Source organism: Paraburkholderia susongensis, from assembly GCF_900177725.1.
Lineage (GTDB): Bacteria > Pseudomonadota > Gammaproteobacteria > Burkholderiales > Burkholderiaceae > Paraburkholderia > Paraburkholderia susongensis.
On sequence record NZ_FXAT01000004.1, the window covers coordinates 594,463 to 621,122 of the forward strand.

Here is a 26,660-nt window from a genome sequence, read left to right on the forward strand (position 1 = left end):
GTCGAGGACGGTACGAATTGCGGGTAGGGACAAGCGGGCCATGAACGCCGGGCCGGGGCCACCGCCGCGCCGCCGCCTCACGCGCGCCGCGCATTCAGCACCAGTTGCGTGACCACGCCCGCGACCAGTCCCCAGAACGCTGAGCCGATCGACAGCAGCGTGAGCCCGGAGGCGGTCACCATGAACGTGACGAGCGCCGCCTCGCGCTGCTTCACGTCCTGCATCGCGTTGGCGAGGCCGCTCATGATCGAGCCGAACAGCGCGAGCGCCGCGACCGAGACGACCAGCGCCTTCGGCAGCGCGGCGAACAGCGCGGCGATGGTCGCGCCGAAAATCCCCGCGAGCAGATAGAAAATGCCGCACCAGACCGCCGCCGTGTAACGCTTGGCGGGATTTTCGTGCGCATCGGGGCCGGTACAGATCGCCGCCGTGATCGCCGCAAGATTGATGCCGTGCGAGCCGAACGGCGCGAGCAGCAGCGAGGCGAGGCCGGTCGTGGCGATCAGCGGCGCGGAGGGCGTCGTGTAGCCGTCCGCGCGCAGCACCGCGATGCCGGGCACGTTCTGCGAGGCCATCGCGACCACGAACAGCGGAATGCCGATGCTCACGCTCGCCGCCACCGAGAACGCCGGCATCGTGAACACCGGATGCGCGAGCGCGACGTGGAAGCGGCTGAAATCGAGCAGCCCGAGGGCGCCGGCGGCGATCGTGCCGGCCACGAGCGTGGTCGGAATCGCATAGCGAGGCGCGAACCGTTTGACGATCAGGTAGGCGAAGAACATCGTCAGCACGAGCGCGGTCTGGAACTGCGCGGCGCGGAAAATCTCGATGCCGATCTCGAACAGGATGCCCGCGAGCAGCGCCGCCGCGATGCCGGCCGGAATCTTCTTCATCAGCGTGTCGAACCAGCCGGTCAGGCCGACGACCGTGAGGAGCACCGCGCAGACGATGAACGCGCCGATCGCCTGCGCATACTCGACGTTCGGCAGCGACGACACGAGCAGCGCCGCGCCCGGCGTCGACCATGCAATCACGATCGGCGCGCGAAAACGCAGCGACAGGCCGATCGAGCACAGCGCCATGCCGATCGACAGCGCCCAGATCCACGAGGAAATCTGCGCATCGCTCAGATGGGCGGCCTGGCCCGCCTGGAACATCAGCACGAGCGAACTGGTGTAGCCCGTCATCATCGCGACGAAGCCCGCGACGATGGTGGACAGCGACGTATCGGCGAGCGGATTGAGACGCCTGGGCGGCGTGACGGCAGGGGACAACTGGGGCGACGGGGACGAACTCATGTAAAGGCTTTCTTGTTGTTGAAGGTAAAGCGCGGTGGTGTTGCGGCCAGCCCGGCGGGCGCTATTTACTCAGCATGCGCATGGCCGTCTCGAGCCCCGCGAGCGTGAGCGGATACATGCGGTGCCCAAGCACCTCGCGGATTGCGCTGACGGACTGCCGGTACGGCCACAGCGCTTCCGGCTCGGGATTGAGCCACGCGAAGTGAGGGAAGTGGTCCGCGAGCCGGCGCAGCCATACTGCGCCGGCTTCGGCGTTGTTGTACTCGACGGAGCCGCCCGGCTGCAGCACTTCGTACGGGCTCATCGTCGCATCGCCGACGAAGATCAGCTTGTAGTCGGGCGTGAACTTGTGCAGCACGTCCCACGTCGGCGTGCGCTCGGCGTGGCGGCGGCGGTTGTTCTTCCACAGGAAGTCGTACACGCAGTTGTGGAAGTAATAGAACTCGAGGTGCTTGAACTCGGCCTTGGCGGCGGAGAACAGTTCCTCGGTGCGCTTGACGTGATCGTCCATCGAGCCGCCGACGTCGAGCAGCATCAGCACCTTCACGTTGTTGTGCCGCTCGGGCACCATCTTCAGATCGAGCCAGCCGGCGTTTGCGGCGGTGCTGCGGATCGTGTCGGGCAGATCGAGCTCTTCGGCCGCGCCTTCGCGCGCGAAGCGGCGCAACCGCCGCAGTGCGACCTTGATGTTGCGCGTGCCGATTTCGACCTGGTCGTCGTAGTCGCGATAGGCGCGCGCTTCCCAGACCTTGACGGCCGTGCGGTTGCCGCCCGCGTCGCCGCCGATGCGCACGCCCTCCGGGTTGTAGCCGCCGTTGCCGAACGGCGACGTGCCGCCCGTGCCGATCCATTTGCTGCCGCCTTCGTGGCGTTCCTTCTGCTCGTCGAACAGCTCCTTCAGCCGCTCCATCAGCTTGTCGAGGCCGCCCATCGCTTCGATCTGCGCCTTTTCTTCCGGCGACAGATCGCGTTGCAGCTTCTTCTTGAGCCAGTCGAGCGGGATGTCGAACGCAAGCTCCGAGGTTTGTGCGACGCCGTTGAAATATGCGCCGAACGCCTGGTCGAACTTGTCGAAATACTGCTCGTCCTTCACGAGCGTGATGCGCGCGAGGTAGTAGAACTCGTCGAGCGACGGCGCGATCACGTTGGTTTTGAGCGCTTCGAGCAGCGTCAGGTATTCCTTTACCGATACCGGCAGCTTGGCGGCGCGCAGCGAGTAGAAGAAGTCGATCAGCATGCTGGGGTTCCTGCGGCGGCGGATGGCCGGGTGTCGGGTGGCGCGGCAATCAGGCGCGCCCGCTCGACGGTGGTTAGCGGTTGTTGCGGTTCATGAAGAGCAGCCGCTCGAACAGGTTCACGTCCTGCTCGTTCTTCAGGAGCGCGCCGTGCAGCGGCGGCACGATCTGCTTCTGGTCGGCCGAGCGCAGCGCTTCGGGCGGAATGTCTTCGGCGAGCAGCAGCTTGAGCCAGTCGAGCAGCTCCGAGGTGGACGGCTTCTTCTTGAGCCCCGCGACGTTGCGCAGCTCGAAAAAGCTCTGCAGCGCCGCGGCGAGCAGTTCCTTCTTGATGCCGGGGTAATGCACATCGACGATCTGCTGCATCGTGGTGGCGTCCGGAAATTTGATGTAGTGGAAAAAGCACCGGCGCAGGAATGCGTCGGGCAGCTCCTTCTCGTTGTTCGACGTGATGATGACGAGCGGGCGATGCTTCGCGCGCACCAGCTCGTGCGTCTCGTACACGTAGAACTCCATGCGGTCGAGTTCGCGCAGCAGGTCGTTCGGGAATTCGATGTCGGCCTTGTCGATCTCGTCGATCAGCAGCACGCTTCGCTCATCCGATTCGAACGCCTGCCACAGCACGCCCTTGACGATGTAGTTGCGGATGTCCTTCACCCGCTCGTCGCCGAGCTGCGAGTCGCGCAGACGCGACACCGCATCGTATTCGTACAGACCCTGCTGGGCCTTCGTGGTCGACTTGATGTGCCACTGCAGAAGCGGCATGCCGAGCGCGGCGGCGACTTCCTCGGCGAGCATGGTTTTGCCGGTTCCCGGTTCGCCCTTGATGAGCAACGGACGCTTGAGCGTCATCGCGGCGTTGACCGCGAGCTTGAGGTCGTCGGTGGCGACGTACTGCGATGAGCCTTCGAAACGCATGGCGAGATGCTCTTTTCCGGGAAAAAACCCAGTATAAGTCAGAAGGCCTGTTGCCCTGAAACCGGCTCGCGTATGGTGTCGTCCGGTGTCGGGACGTGCCGCTCGCCGCGTTGCGCGCATGCTTCGGCAGGCGCCCGCGCGGCAAGGTGGGCAAAGCGTGCGGGTATGGCGCGCGCCGATCCGGCGTCTGTGGACGTTCAGCGCGGCGTCGCGGTACAATGAGCCCGATTTTTTTGCCTGCGTGGCTACCCTACAAGAAGAACGGCGCGGGCCGTTGCCTTTCTGGGCGCCCGTTTCCCCTCAAGCCAGGTTACATGCTATGAACAAATTCGTCGGCAAACACGTCGTGATCGCAGCGTTGTCGGTGCTCGCGGGCTATGCGGCCAGTGCGCAGGCAGCAGATGTCGTCGGCAACGCGAAGGCGGGCCAGGGCAAGGTCGCGATGTGTATCGGCTGCCACGGCATTCCTGAATACCGCACGGCGTACCCGGAAGTCTTCCGCGTGCCGAAGCTTGGCGGCCAGAATCAGGCGTACCTCGAAAACGCCTTGCACGCCTACAAGAAGGGCGATCGCCATTTCGACACGATGCACGCGATCGCGACGTCGCTGTCGGATCAGGACATCGCCGACATCGCGGCTTACTACGCAGCGCAAAATGCCGCTTCGCAAAACAATCCCGACAAGTGATCGGCGTCGATCGGCGTAGGTCACCAGCTAATCAAATTCGCGGGATAGGAGATCTCATGATTAAGCCCCAACAGGCACTCCACACGGTGTTCAAGGCTGCATGCGCGTCGGCGGCAGTGCTCGGTCTGGCTGCCGCGGGCGTCGCGCACGCGGCCGACGCTGCCAACGGCAAGGTGCTCGCCGACAGTCACAACTGCGCAGCCTGCCACGGCGTCAATCTGAACAAGCCGGTCAGCCCGGAGTATCCGAAGCTCGCCGGTCAGCATGGCGACTACATCTACTGGGCGCTGCGTCAGTACCAGATGGGCACCGGCAATCCGCACTTCGGCCGCAACAACGCGATCATGCAGGCGCAGGTGCAAAGTCTGTCGCAAAGCGACATGAAAGACATCGCGGCTTATATCGAATCGCTGGACGGCGATCTGGTCCAGAAGAAGTAAGCCGGCTCGGTTGAGGCGCTGCTTTCCAGGCGCTTTATGCCGCGCGATCGTGTGACTTGTGCGATTGTGTGGTCGCACGATCGGAGATTGAAACGACACCCCGCCTCGGCGGGGTGTTTTGTTTTCCGGGGCGCCGGGTGCTGAGTCCTGGTGAGCCGTGCTCGCGCTCGGGTGCGGGTAAACGTGTCCAGCGCGCGTCCAGCACGCGCCCAGCACGCGTCCAGCAGGGGGCGTTTTCAGTCGCGCGTCGCGCGCCGTTCGATGCGTTGCAGATACGCGTCCGTGTCAGGCGGCGTGCCGGTGCGTTGCGCTTCCCAGATGGTTTCGCCGAGGCAGTCCATGATCGCGTGCTGCGCATCATGTGTCGATCCGAGCCGGGCGGCGAGCCGTTCATGCGCCGCACGGATGCCGGGCGGCTGATCGATCGAGAGCTGCTCGGAGATCGCCAGATGCATCGACAGATGCAGGAACGGGTTGGTCTGACCGCGTTCCGGCGAATAGTCCTGGGATTGGGCCGCGGTGCTGTCGGTCAGGTCGGCGTGATATTCCGGATGTTCGACGATCCAGTCGGCGGCCATGGCTTCGAGCGGCGTGAGAATCTCGCCCTGGCGTTGCTTGCGCCAGGTGTCGGTGAAAAAGAGGCGGACTTCGTCGCGGCTGGGATTGAACATCGTGGAACCGGTGTGAGGGAGCGGGGTGCGCAGCGCGTGCGCGAGCCCGATATTTTACGCCGGGGCACGGCGGCCTGCTGGCGGCGCGCTCGTGATGCGCTGGCGAGGCTTCCGGCAAGGCCGCCGCTGCGTGACGTTACGTTATGTCACGTTACGCCATGACGATGAGCCATGACAGGCGGCAACGAGCCGCGCTCAGAGATCGGGCGGCGGCGTCTTCGGCCGGAATTCGCACAGTGGTTCGATCACGCAATGCCAGCATTCGGGCCGGCGTGCCTTGCATACGTAGCGGCCGTGCAGGATCAACCAGTGGTGCGCATCCTGCTTGAACTCGGCGGGCGTGAATTTTTCGAGCGCCGCCTCGACCGTACGCACGTCCTTGCCGGGCGCGAGCCCGGTGCGGTTGGCGACGCGGAAAATGTGCGTGTCGACTGCGATGGTCGGATGGCCGAACGCCGTGTTGAGGATCACGTTGGCCGTTTTCCGGCCGACGCCCGGCAGGCTCTCCAGCACCTCGCGGTCCTCGGGCACCTCGCCGCCGTACTGGTCGAGCAGGATGCGGCAGGTCGCGATGACGTTTTTCGCCTTGGTGCGGTAGAGGCCGATCGTCTTGATGTAGCTCGCCACGCCTTCCTCGCCGAGATCGAAGATCTTCTGCGGCGTATTCGCGACGGGGAACATCTTGCGCATGGCCTTGTTGACCGACACGTCTGTCGCCTGCGCCGACAGCAGCACCGCGATCAGCAGCTCGAATGGCGTCGTGTACTCGAGCTCGGTAGTCGGATGCGGATTCAGGCTCTGAAGCGTTTCGTAGATGGCGCGGCGTTTGTTCGCGTTCATGCTGGCGTGTCGGTGGGTGAGGGGGGCGGAGGTGCGGCTAACCTGGTTGATGCGCTGATTGCCGTGTTGATTGCTGAGCTGGCTAGCGGGGCTTGGGCGACTTGGGCGGTTTGCCGGTGCCGCGGCTGTCGTCGGCGGCGGTGCCGAGTCCGAGACGGCGGCGGCGCGCTTCGGCGGCGTCGATCTGCGCCTGCACGTCGACGCTGACGTTCTCGGTGTTCAGCGGCCCCTGGCCTTTCGCGGACATTTCTTCCTTCTTCTTGCGAGCGCGTTCAAGCGCGGCCTGGATGATCGCGCGTTTCTTCGCTTCGGCGTCGTCCGCAGCCGGGGCGGCGGGAGCCGCCGTGGCGTTCGCCGTCGCGACGGCGGCTGACGAAGCCGCTTCGCTCGCCGGCACGCTCGCGCCACCGCTTCGCCGCGCCGCAGCACGCGCTTCGGCGGCATCGCGCTCGCGCGCAAGACGCGCCTCGCGCTGGTTATGACGCGCGCGCGCGGCGTCGGCCTGGCTTTGGCTCCACGCGTCCCAGCCGGTGGCCTCGCCCGTGACGGGCAGCATCGCGATGCAGTCGACCGGGCAGGGCGGCACGCACAGGTCGCAGCCGGTGCAAAGCCCGGCAATCACGGTGTGCATCTGTTTCGGTGCGCCAACTATCGCGTCGACCGGACAGGCCTGCATGCACAGCGTGCAGCCGATGCAAAGCTGTTCGTCGATAACCGCCAGCGGACGCGCGCGTTCGACACCGTTGGCGGAGCTGAGCGCAATGACCGGTTTGCCGAGCAGCGCGGCGATGCGCGCGATGCCCTCGGCGCCGCCTGGCGGGCACTGGTTATAGCCGGCCTCACCGCTCGCGATGGCTTCGGCGTAGGGACGGCATGCGGGATAACCGCACTTCGTGCATTGCGTTTGGGGCAGCAGATCTTCGATGCGATCCGCGAGTGTTTTGACGTCTGTCACAGTTACGACGTGGGGGCTTGCCGTGCTGCCGCACAGCCTGAACTAAATAGCACATTATCGCCGATTTCCCCGATTGCCATTCGCAATCCATGTGCCATAATCGAAGCGCTTTTTCGAAAGACCGCAGAAAAGGGTGTGTTCCCCAACCAAACGCGCCCGTTCAACGCTGCCAGCGCAAAGCCCGAGGAGAGGCCGGCGGCGCGATCCGGATAACGCGGCTCACGAAGACGATGCCACCATGAATCAGCCGAAAATCAAAAGAGATCCTGAAGGCACGCGGCGCCGCATTCTGCTTGCGGCGGCCGAAGAGTTCGCAAATGGTGGGCTGTTCGGCGCGCGCGTCGACCAGATCGCCCGCCGCGCGGAAACCAATGAGCGCATGCTCTATTACTACTTCGGCAGCAAGGAGCAGCTTTTCACGGCGGTACTCGAGCACGCGTTCAGCGCGCTCAACGAAGCGGAGCGCACGCTCGAACTCAATGGCGTCGCGCCCGTCGAGGCCGTCACGCGCCTCGCGCATTTCGTTTGGGACTACTACCGCGATCATCCGGAGTTGCTGCGTCTCATCAACAACGAGAATCTGCATGAAGCACGCTATATGCAGAAGTCGACGCGTATCCGCGAAATGATCTCGCCGATCGTCGCGACGCTCGGCGGGATTCTCGAACGCGGCCAGCGCGCAGGGCTGTTTCGCACGAACGTCGATCCGCTGCGTTTTTACGTGACGCTTTCGGGCATGGGCTACTACATCGTGTCGAACCGCTTCACGCTCGAAGCGACGCTCGGCCGCGATTTCAGCGGCGGCGCCGAGCGCGGCGAAGTGATCCAGATGAATACCGAGTTGCTGCTCGCGTATCTGTTGCGAAAGTAGCGGGCAAGTAGCGGGGTGTTCGAGGGCAGTGCGCGGCACTGCATCGGGCGTGCCGCGAACAGGTTTTGCAAAGGTGCTTCTGAAAAGCACGGCGCAAAGAACGAAGAAAATCAGTATCACGAATAAATTTCGATAAAAAAGCCAACGGCCTCCGAAGAGGCCGTTGGCTTTTTCAATGCTGTTGCACGTTTAATGCTTCAGGCTTCGACTTTCTCTTTCGCCGCCTTTGTCGCTTTATTGTTGTGCGCGAGAATGAAGTCGCGCAGTTGCGGATAAATGATCGTGCGCCAGCGGCGTCCCGAGAAAATGCCGTAATGGCCGCATTTCTCCGCGGTGAAGTGACGCTTGTTCTTCGCCGGGATGCCCGAGCACAGATCATGCGCCGCGTACGTCTGGCCGTCACCGGAGATGTCGTCCAGCTCGCCCTCGATCGTGAAGAGCGCGGTCGTCTTGATGTCCTGCGGCCGGACCCGTTCGCCATTCACGTCCCACGTGCCTTCGGCAAGACTGAATTCCTGGAACACGACGCGGATCGTGTCGAGGTAATAGTCGGCGTCCATGTCGAGCACCGCGTTGTACTCGTCGTAGAAGCGGCGATGCGCTTCCGCGTCGTCTTCGTCGCCACGCAGGAGGCTCTGGTAGTAATCCCAGTGCGAGGCCGCGTGACGTTCCGGATTCATCGCGACGAAACCGGTGTGCTGCAGGAAGCCCGGATAAACCTTGCGGCCCACGCCCGGATAATTCGGCGGCACCGTAAAGATCACGTTGTTCTCGAACCACTCGTGCGAGTGCTGCGTGGCGAGCGAGTTGACCGAGGTCGGGCTCTTGCGCGCGTCGATCGGGCCGCCCATCATCGTCATGGTGCGCGGCGTGTCTTCGCCGCGGCTCGCGAGCAGGGAGATGGCGGCGAGCACCGGTACGGTGGGCTGGCACACCGAGATCACATGCAGATTCTTCGCGCCGATATGGCGGATGAATTCCTGGATATACGCGACGTAGTCGTCGAGACGAAACTCGCCGGCTTCGAGCGGCACCATGCGCGCGTCGATCCAGTCGGTGATGTAGACCTTGTGGTCTTGCAGCAACGTGCGCACGGTGTCGCGCAGCAGCGTGGCGTGGTGTCCCGACAACGGTGCGCAGACGAGCACGATCGGCTCGTCTTTCAATTGACTGACAGCGCCGCTGTCGTCCGCATACCGTTTGAAACGCATCAGACGGCAGAACGGCTTCTCGATGATGGTCTGCTCGACGATCGGGATGTTATGACCGTCTTTGACAATCTGATGGAGGTTGAACTCGGGCTTTTCGTAATCCTTGCCAAGCCGGTAAAGCAGTTCGTAACCGGCCGAAAGACGCGTGGCGCCCGGCACGTAGGCTAGCGGACTGGCGGGATTGGCGAATGATTTCGACGCGGCCTGAGCCCAGGCGGTGAGGGGGCTCAACATCGCCCGCTGGAATTCGTGCAGTTGATAGAGCATGGGTGCTCCGTTTTTAAGCGGTTCGCATTGGGCTTCGCAAACACGCGTGGGGCGTTGTGGCGGGCCATTTTGGTTGTGGGCACATTGTTTTTTGGCCAACAGTCAGAATGATGATATAGAACAAAGCGTATTTGTGCAACGCAACAATTCACGCGCGCGGGGAACGCAAACTGTCATCGGATCATGCTAGTGGCGATGTTGCTCCGCCGCTATCAGGGCTTGCCTGCACCTCGAGTTCCATTGCGCGGATGCCGTCATGCGGCGGCTGGCCGGTCGCCTGCGCCATTTCCTGCTCGTGCTTCATGAGGTTCAGCCCGGTGTGCACGAGCGCCACATGCGAAAACGCCTGCGGGAAGTTGCCGACGAGGCGCTTCGCGACCGGGTCGTATTCTTCGGAGAGCAGACCGACGTCGTTCGCGAGCGCGAGCAGCCGTTCGTACATCTCGATAGCCTCGCCGACGCGGCCTTGCAACGCGAGGTTGTCGACCATCCAGAACGAGCACGCGAGAAACGTGCCTTCGCCGGGCGGCAGGCCGTCGTCGTATCCGGTCGTGCGGTAGCGCATCACGAAGCCGCCGTGCATCAGGTCTTTCTCGATCGCCGCCACGGTGCCCTTGATGCGCGGATCCTGCGGCGGCAGGAAGCCGACCATCGGCAGGAGCAGCACGCTCGCGTCGAGCTGGTCGCTGCCGTAGTACTGCATGAACGCGTTGCGCTCAGGGTCCCATGCTTTCTCGCAGACCTCCGCATGAATCGTGGCGCGTGTCGCGCGCCATTCGTCGAGCGGGCCGTCGAGCTTGAACATCTCGGCCGAGCGGATCGCGCGATCGAACGCGACCCACGCCATCACCTTCGAGAAGGTGAAATGCTGGCGCCCGCCGCGCGTCTCCCAGATGCCTTCGTCGGGTTCTTGCCAGATCGTCGTGAGGTGGCCGAGCATTGCGCGCTGCACGTTCCATGCGGTGTCGTCCGCCTGCAGGCCGCCCACGCGCGCGAGATGCAGCGCGTTCATCACTTCACCGTAGACGTCGAGCTGGCGCTGCCCGACCGCGTTGTTGCCGATGCGCACCGGCGCCGCGCCCTGGTACCCCGGCAGCCAGTCGATTTCGAATTCGGGCAGCCGCCGTTCGCCGGCAATGCCGTACATGATCTGCAACTGGTCCGGGGCGCCCGCCATCACGCGGCCGAGCCAGCTGCGCCATGCGCGCGCTTCGTCGTAGTAGCCGCCGCGCATCATCGCGAGCAGCGTGATGGTCGCGTCGCGCAGCCAGCAGTAGCGGTAGTCCCAGTTGCGCGTGCCGCCGAGCTGTTCCGGCAGCGACGTGGTGGGCGCGGCGACGATGCCGCCGGTCGGCTCGTAGGCGAGCGCCTTCAGCGTAATCAGCGAGCGGCGGATCGCGCCGGCCCAGCGTCCTTCGACGGTGCCGCGCGCCGACCATTCGAGCCAGTGATTTTCGGTGCGCGCGAGCGCGGTGTGCGGATCGCGCGCGGGCGGAATGCGCAGATGCGAAGGCGCATAGGCGAGCGAGAACGGCACGCGCTCGCCTTCGGTCACGGTGAATTCGGCAACGGTCTTCATGTCCTCGCCGCGCAGCTCGACCGGCGTGCGCAGCACCGCGTTGTCCGGTCCGACGATCGCCTTGATGCCGCTGTCGCGGCTGAGCCTGTCGACCCACGGAATCGAGAAGCCGTAGTCGAAGCGCAACACGAGTTCCATCTTCATGCGCACGGTGCCGCGTTTGCCGACGACGATGCGGATCATCTCCGACCAGCCGTTGCCGGGCGGCATGAAGTCGATCAGCGTGACAGCGCCCTCGGGTGTTTCGAAGTCGGTTTCGAGAATCAGCGTTTCGCCGCGATAACGGCGCGTAACGGAGAGCGCGGTGTCCTTGCCCGGCGTGCCGGGCGAGATCAGCCAGCGGCCGTTCTCCGGCGTGCCGAGCAGCGCGGCGAAACAGGCGCCGGAGTCGAAGCGCGGCCAGCAGAGCCAGTCGACGGAACCTTCGCGGGAGACGAGCGCGGCCGTGTGGCCGTCGCCGATGAGCGCATAGTCTTCGATGAGTGCAGGCATGGGAAGCGTGTCGTTATGGCGCGCAGCGAGGGCTGCCGCGCGTGAACTGAGGGTGATCCACTATCGGAGCGGTATGAGCCGTGTTTGGTTCGCAATGCAGTGCGGCAAAAACGCGGGTTGGTAAATTGTCAAATCCATGCCTACAATCGGATTTCGTGCCGATGTCCGGTGCCACCGGGGTTGCGAATCGGCCTTGCTCATAGCGCATAGAGATGACGTTTCCGGGGATGAAAGCCATGCTGAATCCGTCGAAATCCGATTGCATCACGATTCTCTCGGCCGCCAGCGAAATTGCCGGCGATTCGATGCTGCCACTCGATCACGGCCGTCTTGGCCTGAGCCGCAACCGCCTGCTGGCGACGGCGGCGTTTCTGATCGAACGGGCCTGCTTCCGGCGCTATCAGGAAGATGGCGGTCATTATGCCGTTGGCGCATTGTCGCTGCAGGGACGTTTGCGGCTCGATCAGCTTTCGAACGGTTGAGCGGCTGCGCTTCATACGCCGCGCTTCATACACCGCTTTCCATACGCTGCTCGCGCGCTCCGGTTCCGCACGCTTCTCGCTTCGCACTCCGTGAACGGCTCGCGCACGGTTCATGATTGCTTGCAGGGCGCTTCGCGGCGGGTTCGCGCGTGCCGGTCGGCGCACGCGCTGGCAACAGCGTCGCGCGTGTATCTTCGTGGGCTCTCTGCCGTGTAACCCTTTCGCTCGCGCTGTGACATTTCTACCGCCGTCCATACGCTGCACCGCCGCATGATTCGTGCGGCGAATTTCCCGCCGCGCGAAGAAGGCACGCCTATGCCGCACGCAAGAACGTACGAGCCCAGCGCGCCTGGCCTCGCGTCACGCGCCGCTCACAGGTGCGACGACCCCACGCCGAAGATCCCGATGATGCCGATGATGATCAGATAGAGCGCGACGATGTAGTTCAACAGGCGCGGCATGACCAGAATCAGGATGCCGGCGATCAGCGAAACGAGCGGGCCAAGGCTGAGTGTGACGTTCATGAAGACTCCGTAGGTGAGGCGCGTGAGACACGCAATACACGATTGAAAAAACATGCGATTGAAAAAACGCCCGGTGGCGCGGGGACGATGGCCGCCGGCTTAGACTACTCGCCGCCAGCCGCGCTATCGGCCGTATTCGCTGCATGATCCGGCGTAACGCTTTTATACTGGCTTCGACAAAAACAACGCAGAACGACGCTCGACCCACCGCGCGGCAGACCAGACACCGTTAAACCGCTTGCAACAGACAACCGATGTCGAGGAGGTCCCATGCTTCGCAGTCGCCGTGCCGCCGGGCGTGTTGCCGTGCGCCCCGTTTCGACCTGTGTTTCCGCTCCTGCTGCCGATTGCGCTTCCGTTTTTACTTCCGCTTCTATTCCGGGTGGCCGTGCGCCTCGCGCATTGCGCGTGGCTGAATCAGCCGCATGGCGTGCAACACGGCCTGTTCCACTGCGGGCCGTCCGTTCGATAATAAAAGGTTTCGTGCTCATGGTCTCGATTGCTGCTTCGCACGCTTATGCGCAAGATTCCGGCCCGGTCCCCGCGGACGGCGTCTACACCATGCTGGTCGGCACTTACACCGGCGGCAAGAGCGAGGGCATCTACGTCTATCGCTTCGACACGAAGACGGGCGCGGCGACGCAGGTGTCGGTCGCGAAGACGGTCAATCCGTCGTTTCTCGTCGTGAGCCGCGACCGCCGCTTCGTCTACGCGGTCAACGAGCTGCCCGGCGACAACGGTCCGGCCACGCAGCGCGGCGGCATCAGCGCGTTCGGCTTCGACGCCGCGCGCGGACAACTGACGTTTCTCAACAAGGTGTCCTCGGATGGCAATGACCCGTGCTACCTGAGCTTCTCGCCGGACCAGAAGTTTCTGCTGACCGCGAATTATTCGGTGACGCCCGACCCCGGCGGCAGCTTCGCGGTGTTTCCGCTGCAGTCCGACGGCCAGGTCGGCGCGTCGGTGCAGACCGTGCATCATGAGGGCGGCGGTCCGGTGAAAGGGCGGCAGGACAACTCCCATGTTCACTCGACCGTGTTCTCGCCGGACGGCCGCTTCATGTTTGCGCAGGACCTCGGCGCCGACAAGCTGTACTCGTACCGCTACGCGCCGCAGGGCAGTCCCGGCCCATTCGCGCCGACCGACTGGGGCTATACGCAGCAGAAAGCCGGCACGGGCCCGCGTCATCTGATCTTCGGCGCTGACGGCAAGCATGCGTATCTGACGAGCGAACTGGCCGGCACGGTCAGCACGTTCGACTATCACGACGGCAGGCTCAAGCTCGTGCAAACGCTCTCGCTCGCCGAGCCGGGCTTCAAGGGCGCGGTGGGCGCCGCGGCGATCCATCTGTCGCCGGACGGCCGCTTCGTCTACGCCTCCAATCGCGGCGACGCGAACGAGATCGTAATCTTCGCGGTCGATCCGGCCAACGGACATCTGAAGAAGATCGGCCATCAGCCGAGCCTCGGCAAGTCGCCGCGCGAGTTCGCGATCGATCCGAGCGGCAACTGGCTCATCGTCGGCAATCAGTTGAGCGATACCGTCTACGTGTTCAAGCGCGACCCGCGGACAGGTCTGCTCGATCCGACGCCGAAGCAGCACTTCGAACTCGGCTCGCCGGTGGATTTCAAGCTCGTGTCGCCATCGTGATGAAAGATCCACACGCGTGATTCGACGGCGCGCCCGGCGCTTACTCCGCGGGCCCGGGCGCGAGCACTTCGCGGCTGCCGTTGATGCTCATCGCCGACACGAGCCCGGCCGTTTCCATCTGTTCGACGAGACGCGCCGCGCGGTTATAGCCGATGCGCAACTGCCGCTGCACCGACGAGATCGATGCGCGCCGCGTGCGCACCACGAACGCGACGGCTTCGTCGTAGAGCGGATCGGCTTCCGCATCCGGCGTTTCGCCGAACAGATCCTGCGCCGCGCCGCCTTCGGCGGTGGGGCCGTCGAGAATGCCGTCCTCGTATTGCGGCTCGCCGAACTGCTTCAGATACTCGACGATCGCATGCACTTCCTCGTCGGCGACGAACGCGCCGTGCACGCGCTGCGGATAGCCCGTGCCCGGCGGCAGGAACAGCATGTCGCCTTGGCCGAGCAGCGATTCGGCGCCCATCTGGTCGAGAATCGTGCGCGAGTCGATCTTCGACGACACCTGGAACGCCACGCGCGTCGGAATGTTCGCCTTGATGAGGCCGGTGATCACGTCGACCGAGGGGCGCTGCGTGGCGAGAATCAGATGGATACCGGCCGCGCGCGCCTTCTGCGCGAGCCGTGCGATCAGCTCTTCGATCTTCTTGCCGGCGACCATCATCAGATCGGCAAGCTCGTCGATCACGACGACGATGAGCGGCAGCGGCGCGAGCGGCTCGGGCGCATCGGGCGTGAGCGAGAACGGGTTGCCGAGCTTCTTGCCCTTCGCTTCGGTGTCGCGGATCTTCTGGTTGAAGCCCGCGAGATTGCGCACGCCGACCGCCGACATCAGCCGGTAGCGCTTTTCCATTTCGCCGACGCACCAGTTGAGCGCGTTGGCCGCGAGCTTCATGTCGGTGACGACCGGCGCGAGCAGATGCGGAATGCCTTCGTAGACCGACAGTTCGAGCATCTTCGGATCGATCATGATGAGGCGCACTTCCTCGGGCGTCGCCTTGAAGAGCAGCGAGCAGATCATCGCGTTGATCGCGACCGACTTGCCCGAGCCGGTCGTGCCGGCGACGAGCATATGCGGTGCCTTCGCGAGATCGGCGACGACGGGGTGCCCGGTGATGTCCTTACCCATCGCGAGCGTGAGCTGTGAATGCGAGTTTTGATAGACGCTCGCTTCGAGGATTTCCGAGAGACGGATCGTCTGGCGCTTCGCGTTCGGCAGTTCGAGGCCCATGCAGGTCTTGCCGGGAATCGTCTCGACCACGCGGATCGACGTGAGGCCGAGGCCGCGCGAGAGGTCCTTCATCAGACCGACGATCTGGCTGCCGCGCACGCCGAGCGCGGGCTCGACCTCGAAGCGCGTGATGACCGGACCTGCGGACGCGCCGACCACCGTGACCGGCACCTTGAATTCCTGCAGACGCTGCTCGATCAACTGGCCGGTCTCGATGAGCTTTTCTTCGGAGACCGGTTCGACGTCGGTGTCCGCGTGCGCGAGAAGATCGAGCGTCGGCAATTCGACCATCGACGCGGCCGGCGCATGGAATTCGAAGCCGTTCACCGGGGTGTGCCCGCGCAGCGGGGCGCGCGGGGTGGGGGGCTCGGCGGGTGGAGCGGGTGACGCGGGTGTTGCCTGGAGGGCGTCGGATGTCTCTGGTGACTCTGGCGGCTTGGTCGGCTCCGCTGCGTAGGTCGGGTATGCCGTGTGTGTCGTGTGTGTCGCGGGTGTCGCGGCGGGCTCGGCAGCTTGGGTGAGCGGTGCGACGGTTGGCGTGGCTGGGGTAGCTGGCGCCACGGATGCGATTGACGCGATGGGCGCGACCGGCTCGATTGGATTGGGCTGAGGTGCGGCCGATGCCGGCGAAGGCGAGGTCGGTGCGATTGGCCTGAGCGCGGACGAGGTCAGCGCGGCTGGCACGGGCGAGGGCGCAGGTGCTGCCGGTGTCGATATCGATGCGGGGGCAGGCGCTGACGCCGGCGTTGCGGCGCTCGTCGGTGCGGCTGCTCCAGGTTGCGATGCGTCCGACGGCGGCGCAATGCGTTGAGCCGAGGTGGCGCCGAGCTTGCTCTCCCAAGGCACGAGCGCTTTGTCGATGACAATTTCAGCAGCGGACGCCGCGGGCTGCGTCGGCTGCGTCGGCGTTGCGGTCGGGGTGATAGCGGCGATCGGTGCGACCGTCGGCGCGGATTCTTCTTGCCGCAGCGCAGGAGCGGGCGCGTTCGCGGCTGCGGTTGCCATTGCGGTTTGCGCCGCTGCGCGCGCATGCTCGGCAGGTTCGCTGACCGGCTTCGGTATTGCGGCGCTCTCCGGCGCACGGCTACCGAGCCCGGTCGTCGATGGCGTCGAGTCGCTTACGAACGGCGACGTGTCTTCCTGCGGGGTCTCTTCCTGCAACTGCGCCGCGAAACGCTGGAACGACGTTGATGCGGCAATTGACGCCCGGTGTTGCAGCGTGGGCGAGGCAGGCGCTGCTTCGAGAGGCGCGGACCCAGCAAGAACAGTCTTAGCGGGCGCAGGCGTAGCAGCCACGGCATCGACAGGTGTGGGCCCAGAAGGAGCGGACTCGACAAATGCCGCAGCAGCAGGCACGACCGACGCGCCAGCCAGATCCGCACTCGCTAGCGCCGTCCCCCGTACCGCCGCCGCTTCGACCGCAGCCGCCGCGTCGGCCATCGACTCGGCAGCACCCCTAACCGGCGATGGGGCTGTCGGTGGCACGTGAATGACCGGCGGTTCGGTCGGCCATTGCGCGATAGGCTCGTTGCCAACTTCAGCGGGTGCATCGAACGCGGTCGCGGGCTCTGTGCGCGGCGATTCAACCGGCGCAGCCTCAACCGCACCGGCCATCTTTGTGTCGTCGTCACCGCGACCTCGCGCGAGGCTAACGCCGGCCATATCGGTCCAGCGCGCGGTGTTTTCCGCGATGCTGCGCAGTGTCTCCTCGATACCCACGGACGGCGTGACGTTCTGCGCGCCCGCCATCGGTCGCATGAAGCTGGACTCGGGCCGCAGCGCAGCGGACGGCGGCGTGACGCCGCTGGTACGCGTGGCGGCCGCGAACGGCTGACGCGGCGTTGCGGCACGGCTGAACGGCGCAGGCGCGTTCGCCGGACGTTGCCGCGGCGATGGACGGCTCCCACGTGCCGTGGCATTGATCGATTCCGCTGCCATGCCCAGCCCGGCTCCCGACGCGGAGCGTACCGCCATGGCTTGCGCGGCTCTCGCCGATACGCCCGATGCGGTGGCGGCCGTTGCCGCCAAAGCGGCACTGGAGCCGAACGGGACAGCCACGCGTTGCTCGCCGGCCGGGCGCCGGCTGGCCGCCAACGCGCCATCGCGAGTTACGGCACCCGAGGTATCCGATGCACCGGACGCCCCCGCCGATCCCATCACTGTGGCGCTTGTACGTCCGTCCGTCGGCCTCAACCATCCGGTCGGCGCAACCGGCTCGGCCGGCACGAATGGCGAGCCCGCCTTACCAGCGTTGAGCGACTGAGACTGAGACTGAGACTGAGACTGAGACTGAGACTGAGACTGAGACTGCGGCTGCGTTTGAGCCTGCGTCTGTACCGACGAACCTTGCCGCGGCGAACTCATCGCGCCCGTGCGCAGCACTGGTTCGATCGGCTTTGCCGGGTTGCGCGCCGTATCGGCGTCCGCACGCCAGCCCGACTTCACACCCGCGCCACGCGCGGCCGCATCTTTATCACTCACGGTCCCGGCTGCACCAGCAGCGCCAGCAGTCCCAACCGCACCAGCCGCACCAGCCGCCCCAGCCGCCCCAGCCGCCCGGCCGCTTGCGGGCGGGCGCCAGACCGTCGGACGCGCGTAGCGGCCCCGGGTGGTTTTCGGCGCCATCGTGTTGGTGGCCGGCGAAACATGCGACGGCAAGCCATCGTCGACGCTGCGATGACGGCGCGCTTCCTCGTCGCGCTTCGCGAGTCCGCGCGACAGGCCGAGGCCGAACGCGCCGTCCGCCCATTCGGCGAACTCGCGCCAGCGAAAGCCGATGAGCCAGGGCAGGCTGATCGCGAGCAGCGCGAGTGCCGCGAGCGGCGTGCCGATATGACCGAGCAGGTGAGCGAGCCCCGCGGCGAGCGCATGACCGAAACCGTTGACGCCGGGCATGCCGATCAGCGACGCCTCGAGCGTGCAGCTCGCGATCAGCACGCAGACGAAGCCGAGCCACAGGCGGATCGTGCCGGGGCCGCGCAGACCCGCGCCGCCCGGCAGCACCGACTTCATGAGGCGCCACAAAAGAGGAATGAACCAGACGGCCGACCCACCGAACCAGCCGAAAACTACCGTGTGCATACCAGACATCTACGAATGACGGACGCGCGAGTGCGCAACCCGTCGAGTTTAAACCGGCGAAGCCAGCGGCCTCGAAGGCCGGCGCAAGCAGGCTTGCGCCGAATGGGAAAGCGGACCGGCGCGCGGTCCGCGATCGGAAAAATACCGCTGCCGGGGCGATCCACGGCACGATCCATCAGGCGGGCTCCATCAGGTGAACGCGGCGCGCCTTATTTGTCGCTGCGATCGAACACGAGCGTGTCGCCGTCATCGAGGATCAGCTGCATCTGTTGCGGCGGGCGCATCTGCACGCCGGTGCGGTCGATGCGCGTGAGCGCCTTGAGAAACGGCCCCTCGATGTCGCCGCCCGCAGAGGTGCACGCCATGCGCGTGCCCGCAAGCAGGCCGAAGCCCAGCTTGCCGTCCTTCAGCATGTACGAACCCATGAAGCGGTTGCAGCCGGAAAAGCCGCTTGCGTGACGCTGGCCGCCTTCGGTGGACAGCGTGAGCGTGAGCGGTCCCTGATCCTTCGACGGAACCGCGCGCACCGTGCCGTCCGCCTGTTTCCACGAGCTCAGCACCCAGCTCGTGTTGTCGAGCAACTGCGCGGCGGCGGGATTGAACGGATCGGGCGGCGGAGCGGACGTATCGGGATGCTTCGGGATCGCGCACGCGCCGAGCAGCGCGGCGATGCTCAACGTGGCAACGGCCGTGCGCAGACACGGCGTGAAGCGCGCAAGTCGTCGCGCGGATGAGCGGGTGAGCATGGCGTCGTTCCTCTTCAAACAGGCGAAGCCGTAAGGGTAGCGTACCAGGGCCCGTTCACGCCAACTACGGAGTTGCACTGGCCGCGCGCGCCGTGCGGCGAGGGGCCCGCATGTTAACATCGCATCCTGATCAATCCCACCCTCATCCGACTTTTATCTGGAGACCTCATGCAGATCGGCCAACGGATCGGCACGCCCCTTTCTGAGTCCGCCACGCGCGTCATGCTGCTCGGCGCAGGCGAGCTCGGCAAGGAAGTGATCATCGCGCTGCAACGGCTGGGCGTCGAAGTGATCGCCGTCGACCGTTACCCGAACGCGCCAGGTCATCAGGTCGCGCATCGCGCGCACGTGATCGACATGACCGACCGCGCCGCGCTGCGCGCGCTCGTCGAACAGGAGCGCCCGCATCTGATCGTCCCCGAGATCGAGGCGATCGCCACCGACGCGCTCGCCGCCATCGAAGCCGATGCGCTCGCCGAGGTGATCCCCACCGCGCGCGCCACCCAGCTCACGATGAATCGCGAAGGCATCCGCCGCCTCGCCGCCGAGGAACTCGGCCTGCCGACTTCGCCCTATGCGTTCGCCGACTCGCTCGACGAACTGCGCGCCGGTATCGCCAAGGTCGGTTATCCGTGCGTCGTGAAGCCGGTGATGTCGTCCTCGGGCAAGGGGCAGTCGGTGCTGCGTAGCGACGCCGACGTCGAACCCGCATGGCAGTACGCGATGGCGGGCGGCCGCGTGAATCACGGCCGCGTGATCGTCGAGGGCTTCATCGACTTCGAATACGAGATCACGCAGCTCACGGTGCGCGCGGTCGATCCGGCGAGCGGCGCGGTCAGCACGTACTTCTGCGATCCGATCGGCCACGTGCAGGTCGCGGGGGACTATGTCGAATCGTGGCAGCCGCAGCCGATGAGCCCGCTCGCGCTCGAGCGTTCGCGCGAAGTCGCGCACAAGGTGACGGCCGCGCTTGGCGGCCGCGGTCTCTTCGGCGTGGAACTTTTCGTGCGCGGCGACGACGTATGGTTTTCGGAAGTGAGCCCGCGTCCGCACGACACGGGGCTCGTCACGCTGTGCTCGCAGCGCTTCTCGGAGTTCGAGCTGCATGCGCGCGCGATCCTCGGCCTGCCGGTCGATACGTCGCTGCGCGCGCCGGGCGCGTCGGCGGTAATCTACGGCGGTCTCGACGAAGCGGGCATCGCGTTCGAAGGCGTAGCGGCGGCGTTGGCGGTGCCCAACGCGGACCTGCGTCTGTTTGGCAAGCCCGAGAGCTTCGTCAAGCGCCGCATGGGCGTGGCGCTCGCGACCGGCGAGACCATCGACGAGGCGCGCTCGCGTGCGAAGCAGGCCGCGGCGGCGGTGCGGCCGGTGTCGGCCCGGTAGGTTCGAAGCAAAGAACTCGAAGCAAAGAACTCGAAGCAGGTGACCGTATGGTGCAGGGATCGGTGCAGGAATCGCTCAGCAATACCTGGCACAACAGGGCTCGCCGTCTCGGCGCGCTCGGCGCGCTGTTCGCGCTGTGCACCGCGCTGACGGGCTGCGGTCTCGCGGCCGCACCGTGCCGGGTTGCGTCGGCGGGACTGAAGATCGTGCCGGTGGTCGGGCACGTTGCCGCCGCACCCACCGACGCCTGCGCCGACGTGATCGATCCCTGAGCGGTTTGCGGCCAGCGCGTGCCGCGCTTCGCCGCTCCTCGCCGTCGTGGCGTCCGCATCGGTCAGCGCGGGTTCATCCCCGATCCGCAGCAGCAATCGAGGTGTTCGATGAAAACATGGCTTGTTGCAGTTCTCACGGCGGCAACGGCGGGCTGGGCAGCGGCGCCTCACGGCGGCGCATGGGCCGCGCCGCTGCAATTCCGGCAGATCGAGGGCAAGAATCATCAGACGCGCAAATACACCTGCGCAACCGGCAAGATCATCCAGGTCACCTACTGGAACGCGCAGAACGGTCAGAGCTTCGCGGTGTTGCCGGTGAAGGGCACGCAGATGCTGTTCGTCAACACGATCTCGGCGTCCGGCGCGAAATACGAGGCCGGCAGCTATACGTGGTGGACCAAGGGGCCGCGCGCCAATCTGTATGACACGATGAGCGGCGAGAACGCTCCGCCGCTGCTCTCCGACTGCGTCACCGTGATCCGCTAGATCTTCCCCTTTGCTTTCGCATCGCTTCACGCGCGCCGCTCGGCCTTGCCCGCAGCGCACATCATTTCCGTTCGAGTAGTAAGCTGTCCGGCACGGCGTTCGCCATGCCGTTTGCCATGCCGTGTGCCGGGTGTCGTGCGTGATGGACCAGGTGCGCGGCCGTCGTTGCCGTCTTCGATCGTCCGTTTCCGGACCCTACTGTGGAACCGGTGGACGGAGTCCGCGAGTTGAGCTCGCGGTTCGTCGCCGTGTCATCAAGCGAGACCCTCAATGAAAGCATCGGACCTGTTAGTCAAATCGCTGGAAGCCGAAGGTGTCGAGTACGTGTTCGGCATCCCCGGTGAAGAAAATCTCGATCTGCTCGAGTCGCTGCGCCGCTCGAAAATCCGTCTGATCCTCACGCGCCACGAGCAGGCGGCCGGCTTCATGGCCGCCACCTACGGGCGCCTCACTGGCCGCATCGGCGTGTGTCTCGCCACGCTCGGCCCCGGTGCGACCAACTTCGTGACCGCCGCGGCCTACGCGCAGTTGGGCGGCATGCCGATGCTGATGGTCACCGGCCAGAAGCCGATCAAGTCCAGCAAGCAGGGTCATTTCCAGATCGTCGACGTGGTGCGCATGATGGAGCCGCTCACCAAGTACACGCGGCAGATCGTGTCGATCGGCAACATCCCGGCGGCGGTGCGCGAAGCGGTGCGGCGCGCCGAGGAGGAGCGCCCCGGCGCCTCGCATCTCGAGCTGCCCGAGGACGTCGCGCACGAGGAGGGCGACGGCAAGCCGATTCCGAAGAGCTTTAGCCGCCGTCCGGTCGCCGAAGAAAAGGCGGTCGCGCGCGCGGTCGAGGCGATCACCGCCGCGCAGCATCCGCTGCTCATGATCGGCGCGGGCGGCAATCGCAAGACCACGACGAAGATGCTGCGCGAGTTCGTCGACCAGATCGGCATTCCGTTTTTCACGACGCAGATGGGCAAGGGCGTGATCGACGAATCGCATCCGATGTGGCTCGGCAACGCGACGCTCTCGGACGGCGACTTCGTGCATCGCGCGATCGAGCACGCGGACTGCATCATCAACGTCGGTCACGACGTGATCGAGAAGCCGCCGTTTTTCATGCGCAGCGGCGAGGCGGGCGAGAAGACCGTGATTCACGTGAACTTCCTCGGCGCCGAAGTCGATACGGTGTATTTCCCGCAGATCGAAGTGGTCGGCGATATCGCCAACGCCGTGTGGCAACTGAAAGAAAGCCTCAGGCAGCGCCAGGAGCATTGGGACTTCACGCGCTTCAAGGAGATCAAGGAGCACTTCGAGGCGCATCTCGCGAAAGGCCAGCACGACGACCGCTTTCCGATGTATCCGGTGCGGATCGTCCACGACGTGTACGAGACCACGCCGGTGGACAGCATCGTGTGTCTCGACAACGGCATGTACAAGATCTGGTTCGCGCGCTACTACCGCGCGCACGAGCCGAACTCGCTGCTGCTCGACAACGCGCTGGCCTCGATGGGCGCGGGCCTGCCCTCGGCGATCGCGAGCAAGATCGTGCATCCCGACCGCAAAGTGATCGCCGTGTGCGGCGACGGCGGCTTCATGATGAATTCGCAGGAGCTCGAAACGGCCGTGCGCCTGAAGCTCGATCTCGTGGTCCTGATTCTGCGCGACGACGCGTTCGGCATGATCCGCTGGAAGCAGGAGAACATGAATTTCCCCGACTACGGCATGACGCTCGCGAACCCGGATTTCGTCGACTATGCGCAGAGCTATGGCGCGCACGGGCATCGTGTCGAAGCGGCGGAGCAGTTCGCGCCGCCGGGCGTGCACGTGATCGACGTGCCGATCGACTACTCGGACAACGAGCGCGTGCTCAATCGCGAGATCAAGCGGCTGTCCGCGCGGCTGTGAGGTGAATTTTCAAGCGGGTTTTCATTTGAGTGCATGGCGCGCCGCGTGCGCCGCCATTATCAGCATCGGATCAAGGAGAGCGCGTCATGTTGCAGAAGACCTACCCGTACTACCTCGCCAACGAAGCGGTGGCGGCCAACACCGATCTCGAAGTCACCGATAAATTCAGCGGCGAAGTCGCGACCCGCGTCGCGATGGCCGACGCGGCCGCGATCGACAAGGCGATCGGCCACGCGGTCGAGGCGATGCCCGCGCTGCGCGCGTATCCGCCGTTCAAGCGCCAGGCTGTGCTCGAACATTGCGTGAAGCGCTTTCGCGAGCGCTACGACGAACTGGCGCTCGCGCTGTGCATCGAAGCGGGCAAGCCGATCAACGATTCGAGGGGCGAAGTGACGCGCCTGATCGACACGTTCAAGGTGGCCGCCGAGGAGAGCGTTCGCATCGACGGCGAGATCATCAATCTGCAGATTTCGCCGCGTGCGAACGGCTATCACGGCTACGTGAAGCGCGTGCCGATCGGGCCGTGCTCGTTCATCTCGCCGTTCAATTTTCCGCTGAACCTCACCGCGCACAAGGTCGCGCCCGCGATCGCCGCGGGTGTGCCGTTCGTGCTGAAGCCGGCGAGCCGCACGCCGGTCGGCGCGCTCATCATGGGCGAGATTCTCGCGGAAACCGATCTGCCGAAGGGCGCGTTCTCGATCCTGCCCGCGCATCGCGACGGCGCCGATCTCTTCACGACCGACGAGCGCTTCAAGCTGCTGTCGTTCACGGGCTCGCCCGCGGTCGGCTGGGATCTGAAGAGAAAGGCCGGCAAGAAGAAGGTGATTCTGGAGCTGGGCGGCAACGCGGCCGCGATCGTCGACGGCGATCAGGGCGGCAAGCTCGACTACGTGGTCGAGCGGCTCGCGTTCGGCGCGTTCTATCAGTCGGGGCAGAGCTGCATCGGCGTGCAGCGGATTCTCGTGCACGCGAGCCTCTACGATGCGCTGCGCGAAAAGCTCGTCGCGAAGACGAAGTCGCTCGTGATGGGCGACCCGAAGAACGAGAAGACCTTCGTCGGGCCGATGATCTCGGAATCGGAAGCGAAGCGGCTCGCGGGCTGGATGGACGGCGCGGTTGAGGCGGGCGCGAAGATCATCGCGGGCGGCAAGGTCGAGGGCGCGATGTTCGAGGCCACGCTGCTCGAAGGCGTGAAGCGCGATACCGATCTGTACCGCAAGGAAGCGTTCGGGCCGGTCGCGATACTCGAGCGTTTCGACGATTTCGAGGCAGCGCTCGCGCAGGTCAACGACAGTGACTTCGGCCTGCAGGCGGGCGTGTTCACCGATTCGCTCGCGCATGCGCATCGCGCATGGGATGCGCTCGAAGTAGGCGGCGTCGTCATCAACGACGTGCCGTCGTTTCGCGTCGACAACATGCCGTATGGCGGCGTCAAGGACTCGGGGCTCGGGCGCGAGGGCGTGCGCTATGCGATCGAGGATATGACCGAGATGCGGCTGATGGTGATGCGTGAGACGTGGTGAGGGGGCGTGAGTTGGCGCGGGCGCGGTGTGGGGCGCCGGGCGCGCGCGTGGAGGCACGGGCCCGGAGGGGGCTGCCGTCAGGCGCCGGCCGCCGAACCGCCGCCCGCGCGGTTGTCACGCCACTGTCGTCTGCGCGCCCTACGCTGCGAGCAAAGCAGGCTCGCCTGTCACCCCGCCCGAGGCCGCCACGCCGGGGCCGCGAGCCGCCAGCCGGTCGCCATGAGGGTTTTTGCTGAAGTGCTACAATACCGGCCTTTCGGCGGGTGTTCCCGTCGGCCGGAGCCGGCCGCATTGTCCGAACTCTGACGGGTCCCGTGCGGAACGCCGTGGCTCCACCTTCATCCTGATGCCCTCCGCGGTTGCGACCGCTGCCGCGCGTACCGCGCCAGGCGCATTTTTAGCGAAAGCCACCATGTCCGACACAGCCGTCACGCCCAGCACTGCGACTTTTGATCAATTCGGCCTCGCGCCCGACATCCTGAAAGCCATCAAGGAATCGGGCTACACGACGCCGACGCCGATCCAGGCGGAGGCGATTCCCGTCGTGATGGCGGGCCGTGACGTGATGGGCGCCGCGCAAACCGGCACCGGCAAGACCGCGAGCTTTTCGCTGCCGATCATTCAGCGTCTGTTGCCGCAGGCGAGCACGAGCGCGTCGCCCGCGCGCCATCCGGTGCGCGCGCTGATCCTCACGCCGACCCGCGAACTGGCCGACCAGGTTGCTGCGAACGTGCACGCGTATGCGAAGCACACGGCGCTGCGCAGCGCCGTCGTGTTCGGCGGCGTCGACATGAACCCGCAGTCCGAGCAGCTGCGCCGCGGCGTCGAAATCCTCATCGCGACGCCGGGGCGTCTGCTCGATCACGTGCAGCAGAAAACCGCGAACCTGGGCCAGGTGCAGATGCTCGTGCTCGACGAAGCCGACCGCATGCTCGACATGGGCTTCCTGCCCGACCTGCAGCGCATCCTGAATCTGCTGCCGAAAGAGCGCCAGACGCTGCTGTTCTCCGCCACGTTCTCGGGCGAAATCAAGAAGCTTGCCGCGACGTATCTGCGCAACCCGCAGACGATCGAAGTCGCGCGCAGCAACTCGACCGCGACCAACGTCACGCAAGTCGTCTACGAGGTCGCCGAGGGCGACAAGACCGGCGCGGTCGTGAAACTGATCCGCGAGCGCAGCCTCAAGCAGGTCATCGTGTTCTGCAACAGCAAGATCGGCGCGAGCCGGCTCGCGCGCGCGCTCGAACGCGACGGCGTGGTCGCGACCGCGATTCACGGCGACCGCTCGCAAAGCGAGCGCATGCAGGCGCTCGACGCGTTCAAGCGCGGCGAAGTCGAGGCGCTCGTCGCGACCGACGTCGCGGCGCGCGGTCTGGATATTGTCGAGCTGCCCGCGGTGATCAACTTCGATTTGCCGTTCAACGCGGAAGACTACGTGCACCGGATCGGCCGCACGGGCCGCGCGGGCGCGTCGGGCGACGCGCTGTCGCTGTGCAGCCCGAACGAGCGCAAGCAGTTGGCCGATATCGAGAAGCTCATCAAGCGCCCGCTCGAATTGCAGCGCCTGACCGTCGATGCGCCGGTGCGGCATCACCACGAAGATCGCCCGCTGCGCCGCGAGCGCAGCGAAGCACGCGACGAGCGCGGCCGCCGGCGCCCGGGCGGCGCGTCGGGTTCGTACGACCGGCCGCATCATCATCGCGCGCAGCCGATCGACGATTTCTTCCTGAAGCCGTACGAGCCGTCGCCCGCTTCGGTGCGCAAGGTCGAGGAGAGCGAGTCCGCCGGGACACCGCAGAAGCAGGCTCCGAAGCGGCAACTGGCCGCGTTGCTCGGCGGCTTCGGGATGCCGAGGAAGACGTCCTCGTCGTCGTAAGGCGGGGTGTAGCAGCGGCTCGGGGTGCAACGCCTTGAGCCT

22 protein-coding genes are annotated in these 26,660 nt (G+C 65.4%); 11 read left to right on the top strand and 11 right to left on the bottom strand.

Translation table 11 applies throughout. The features are described 5' to 3' along the window. Nucleotides 1-77: 77 nt before the first annotated feature. The 3 genes from B9Z01_RS15545 to B9Z01_RS15555 all read right to left on the bottom strand — a co-directional run bounded on the left by B9Z01_RS15545 (nucleotide 78) and on the right by B9Z01_RS15555 (nucleotide 3,451). Nucleotides 78-1,298, bottom strand: a complete 1,221-nt coding sequence (locus B9Z01_RS15545) for a benzoate/H(+) symporter BenE family transporter (protein WP_085484483.1) — start codon at nucleotides 1,296-1,298, stop codon at nucleotides 78-80. A 61-nt stretch (nucleotides 1,299-1,359) separates the two neighbouring features. After that, nucleotides 1,360-2,535 (bottom strand): vWA domain-containing protein, encoded by a 1,176-nt coding sequence (locus B9Z01_RS15550; protein WP_085484485.1) that lies wholly within the window; start codon nucleotides 2,533-2,535, stop codon nucleotides 1,360-1,362. A 73-nt stretch (nucleotides 2,536-2,608) separates the two neighbouring features. After that, entirely contained in the window at nucleotides 2,609-3,451 is an 843-nt protein-coding gene (locus B9Z01_RS15555) for an AAA family ATPase (RefSeq protein ID WP_085484487.1), read from the bottom strand. Nucleotides 3,452-3,770: 319 nt separating this feature from the next. Here B9Z01_RS15555 and B9Z01_RS15560 point away from each other — a divergent pair, with 319 nt between their 5' ends. After that, nucleotides 3,771-4,139, top strand: coding sequence for a c-type cytochrome (locus tag B9Z01_RS15560; protein WP_085484489.1), 369 nt, complete (start codon nucleotides 3,771-3,773; stop codon nucleotides 4,137-4,139). Nucleotides 4,140-4,195: 56 nt separating this feature from the next. After that, entirely contained in the window at nucleotides 4,196-4,579 is a 384-nt protein-coding gene (locus tag B9Z01_RS15565; RefSeq protein WP_085484491.1) for a c-type cytochrome, read from the top strand. Between the two features lie 236 nt (nucleotides 4,580-4,815). Here B9Z01_RS15565 and B9Z01_RS15570 read toward each other — a convergent pair whose 3' ends face one another. The 3 genes from B9Z01_RS15570 to rsxB all read right to left on the bottom strand — a co-directional run bounded on the left by B9Z01_RS15570 (nucleotide 4,816) and on the right by rsxB (nucleotide 7,045). Then, nucleotides 4,816-5,250: a DUF1841 family protein gene (locus B9Z01_RS15570; protein WP_085484492.1), complete on the bottom strand. Its 435-nt coding sequence runs from the start codon at nucleotides 5,248-5,250 to the stop codon at nucleotides 4,816-4,818. A gap of 195 nt (nucleotides 5,251-5,445) precedes the next feature. Then, complete coding sequence (gene nth / locus B9Z01_RS15575; protein ID WP_085484494.1) at nucleotides 5,446-6,090, bottom strand: endonuclease III; 645 nt, start codon at nucleotides 6,088-6,090, stop codon at nucleotides 5,446-5,448. A gap of 82 nt (nucleotides 6,091-6,172) precedes the next feature. Further along, complete coding sequence (gene rsxB, locus B9Z01_RS15580; protein ID WP_085484496.1) at nucleotides 6,173-7,045, bottom strand: electron transport complex subunit RsxB; 873 nt, start codon at nucleotides 7,043-7,045, stop codon at nucleotides 6,173-6,175. 238 nt (nucleotides 7,046-7,283) lie between these two features. On the opposite strand from rsxB, the gene B9Z01_RS15585 reads away from it, so the two are divergent. Next, complete coding sequence (locus tag B9Z01_RS15585) at nucleotides 7,284-7,916, top strand: TetR/AcrR family transcriptional regulator (RefSeq protein WP_085484498.1); 633 nt, start codon at nucleotides 7,284-7,286, stop codon at nucleotides 7,914-7,916. 197 nt (nucleotides 7,917-8,113) lie between these two features. Here the strand turns inward: B9Z01_RS15585 and B9Z01_RS15590 are convergent, their stop codons facing one another. Together B9Z01_RS15590 and B9Z01_RS15595 are read right to left on the bottom strand one after the other, a co-directional pair. Further along, nucleotides 8,114-9,394 carry a polyhydroxyalkanoate depolymerase gene (locus tag B9Z01_RS15590; protein ID WP_085484500.1) on the bottom strand — a complete coding sequence of 427 codons (1,281 nt, stop codon included), beginning with the start codon at nucleotides 9,392-9,394 and terminating at the stop codon, nucleotides 8,114-8,116. Nucleotides 9,395-9,575: 181 nt separating this feature from the next. After that, nucleotides 9,576-11,465 (bottom strand): glycoside hydrolase family 15 protein, encoded by a 1,890-nt coding sequence (locus B9Z01_RS15595; RefSeq protein WP_085484502.1) that lies wholly within the window; start codon nucleotides 11,463-11,465, stop codon nucleotides 9,576-9,578. 236 nt (nucleotides 11,466-11,701) lie between these two features. On the opposite strand from B9Z01_RS15595, the gene B9Z01_RS15600 reads away from it, so the two are divergent. Next, nucleotides 11,702-11,947, top strand: coding sequence for a hypothetical protein (locus tag B9Z01_RS15600; protein WP_085484796.1), 246 nt, complete (start codon nucleotides 11,702-11,704; stop codon nucleotides 11,945-11,947). A gap of 371 nt (nucleotides 11,948-12,318) precedes the next feature. On the opposite strand, the gene B9Z01_RS15605 is transcribed toward B9Z01_RS15600, so the two are convergent. Then, a complete protein-coding gene (locus B9Z01_RS15605; RefSeq protein ID WP_082194614.1) occupies nucleotides 12,319-12,471 on the bottom strand; it encodes a DUF3096 domain-containing protein in 153 nt (50 codons plus the stop codon). Between the two features lie 489 nt (nucleotides 12,472-12,960). Between B9Z01_RS15605 and B9Z01_RS15610 the strand changes: the two genes are divergently transcribed. Beyond that, nucleotides 12,961-14,121, top strand: a complete 1,161-nt coding sequence (locus B9Z01_RS15610; protein WP_085484504.1) for a lactonase family protein — start codon at nucleotides 12,961-12,963, stop codon at nucleotides 14,119-14,121. A gap of 40 nt (nucleotides 14,122-14,161) precedes the next feature. Here the strand turns inward: B9Z01_RS15610 and B9Z01_RS15615 are convergent, their stop codons facing one another. Further along, nucleotides 14,162-18,433, bottom strand: a complete 4,272-nt coding sequence (locus B9Z01_RS15615; protein ID WP_085484506.1) for a DNA translocase FtsK 4TM domain-containing protein — start codon at nucleotides 18,431-18,433, stop codon at nucleotides 14,162-14,164. Nucleotides 18,434-18,642: 209 nt separating this feature from the next. After that, complete coding sequence (locus B9Z01_RS15620) at nucleotides 18,643-19,179, bottom strand: META domain-containing protein (RefSeq protein ID WP_085484508.1); 537 nt, start codon at nucleotides 19,177-19,179, stop codon at nucleotides 18,643-18,645. 168 nt (nucleotides 19,180-19,347) lie between these two features. Between B9Z01_RS15620 and purT the strand changes: the two genes are divergently transcribed. From purT to B9Z01_RS15650, 6 genes are all read left to right on the top strand, one after another. Next, nucleotides 19,348-20,562 (top strand): formate-dependent phosphoribosylglycinamide formyltransferase, encoded by a 1,215-nt coding sequence (purT, locus tag B9Z01_RS15625; RefSeq protein ID WP_085484510.1) that lies wholly within the window; start codon nucleotides 19,348-19,350, stop codon nucleotides 20,560-20,562. 47 nt (nucleotides 20,563-20,609) lie between these two features. Beyond that, the gene (locus tag B9Z01_RS15630) at nucleotides 20,610-20,834 is read left to right on the top strand and encodes a DUF6726 family protein (RefSeq protein WP_085484511.1); all 225 of its coding nucleotides are present in this window, start codon (nucleotides 20,610-20,612) and stop codon (nucleotides 20,832-20,834) included. Between the two features lie 108 nt (nucleotides 20,835-20,942). Next, nucleotides 20,943-21,320, top strand: coding sequence for an MliC family protein (locus B9Z01_RS15635; protein ID WP_085484513.1), 378 nt, complete (start codon nucleotides 20,943-20,945; stop codon nucleotides 21,318-21,320). A gap of 270 nt (nucleotides 21,321-21,590) precedes the next feature. Beyond that, on the top strand, nucleotides 21,591-23,219 hold the full coding sequence (locus B9Z01_RS15640) for an acetolactate synthase large subunit (RefSeq protein WP_085484515.1): 1,629 nt from the start codon (nucleotides 21,591-21,593) through the stop codon (nucleotides 23,217-23,219). Nucleotides 23,220-23,305: 86 nt separating this feature from the next. Further along, nucleotides 23,306-24,742: an aldehyde dehydrogenase family protein gene (locus B9Z01_RS15645; RefSeq protein WP_085484517.1), complete on the top strand. Its 1,437-nt coding sequence runs from the start codon at nucleotides 23,306-23,308 to the stop codon at nucleotides 24,740-24,742. Nucleotides 24,743-25,154: 412 nt separating this feature from the next. Beyond that, entirely contained in the window at nucleotides 25,155-26,618 is a 1,464-nt protein-coding gene (locus B9Z01_RS15650) for a DEAD/DEAH box helicase (RefSeq protein WP_085484519.1), read from the top strand. The last annotated feature ends 42 nt before the right edge of the window (nucleotides 26,619-26,660 follow it).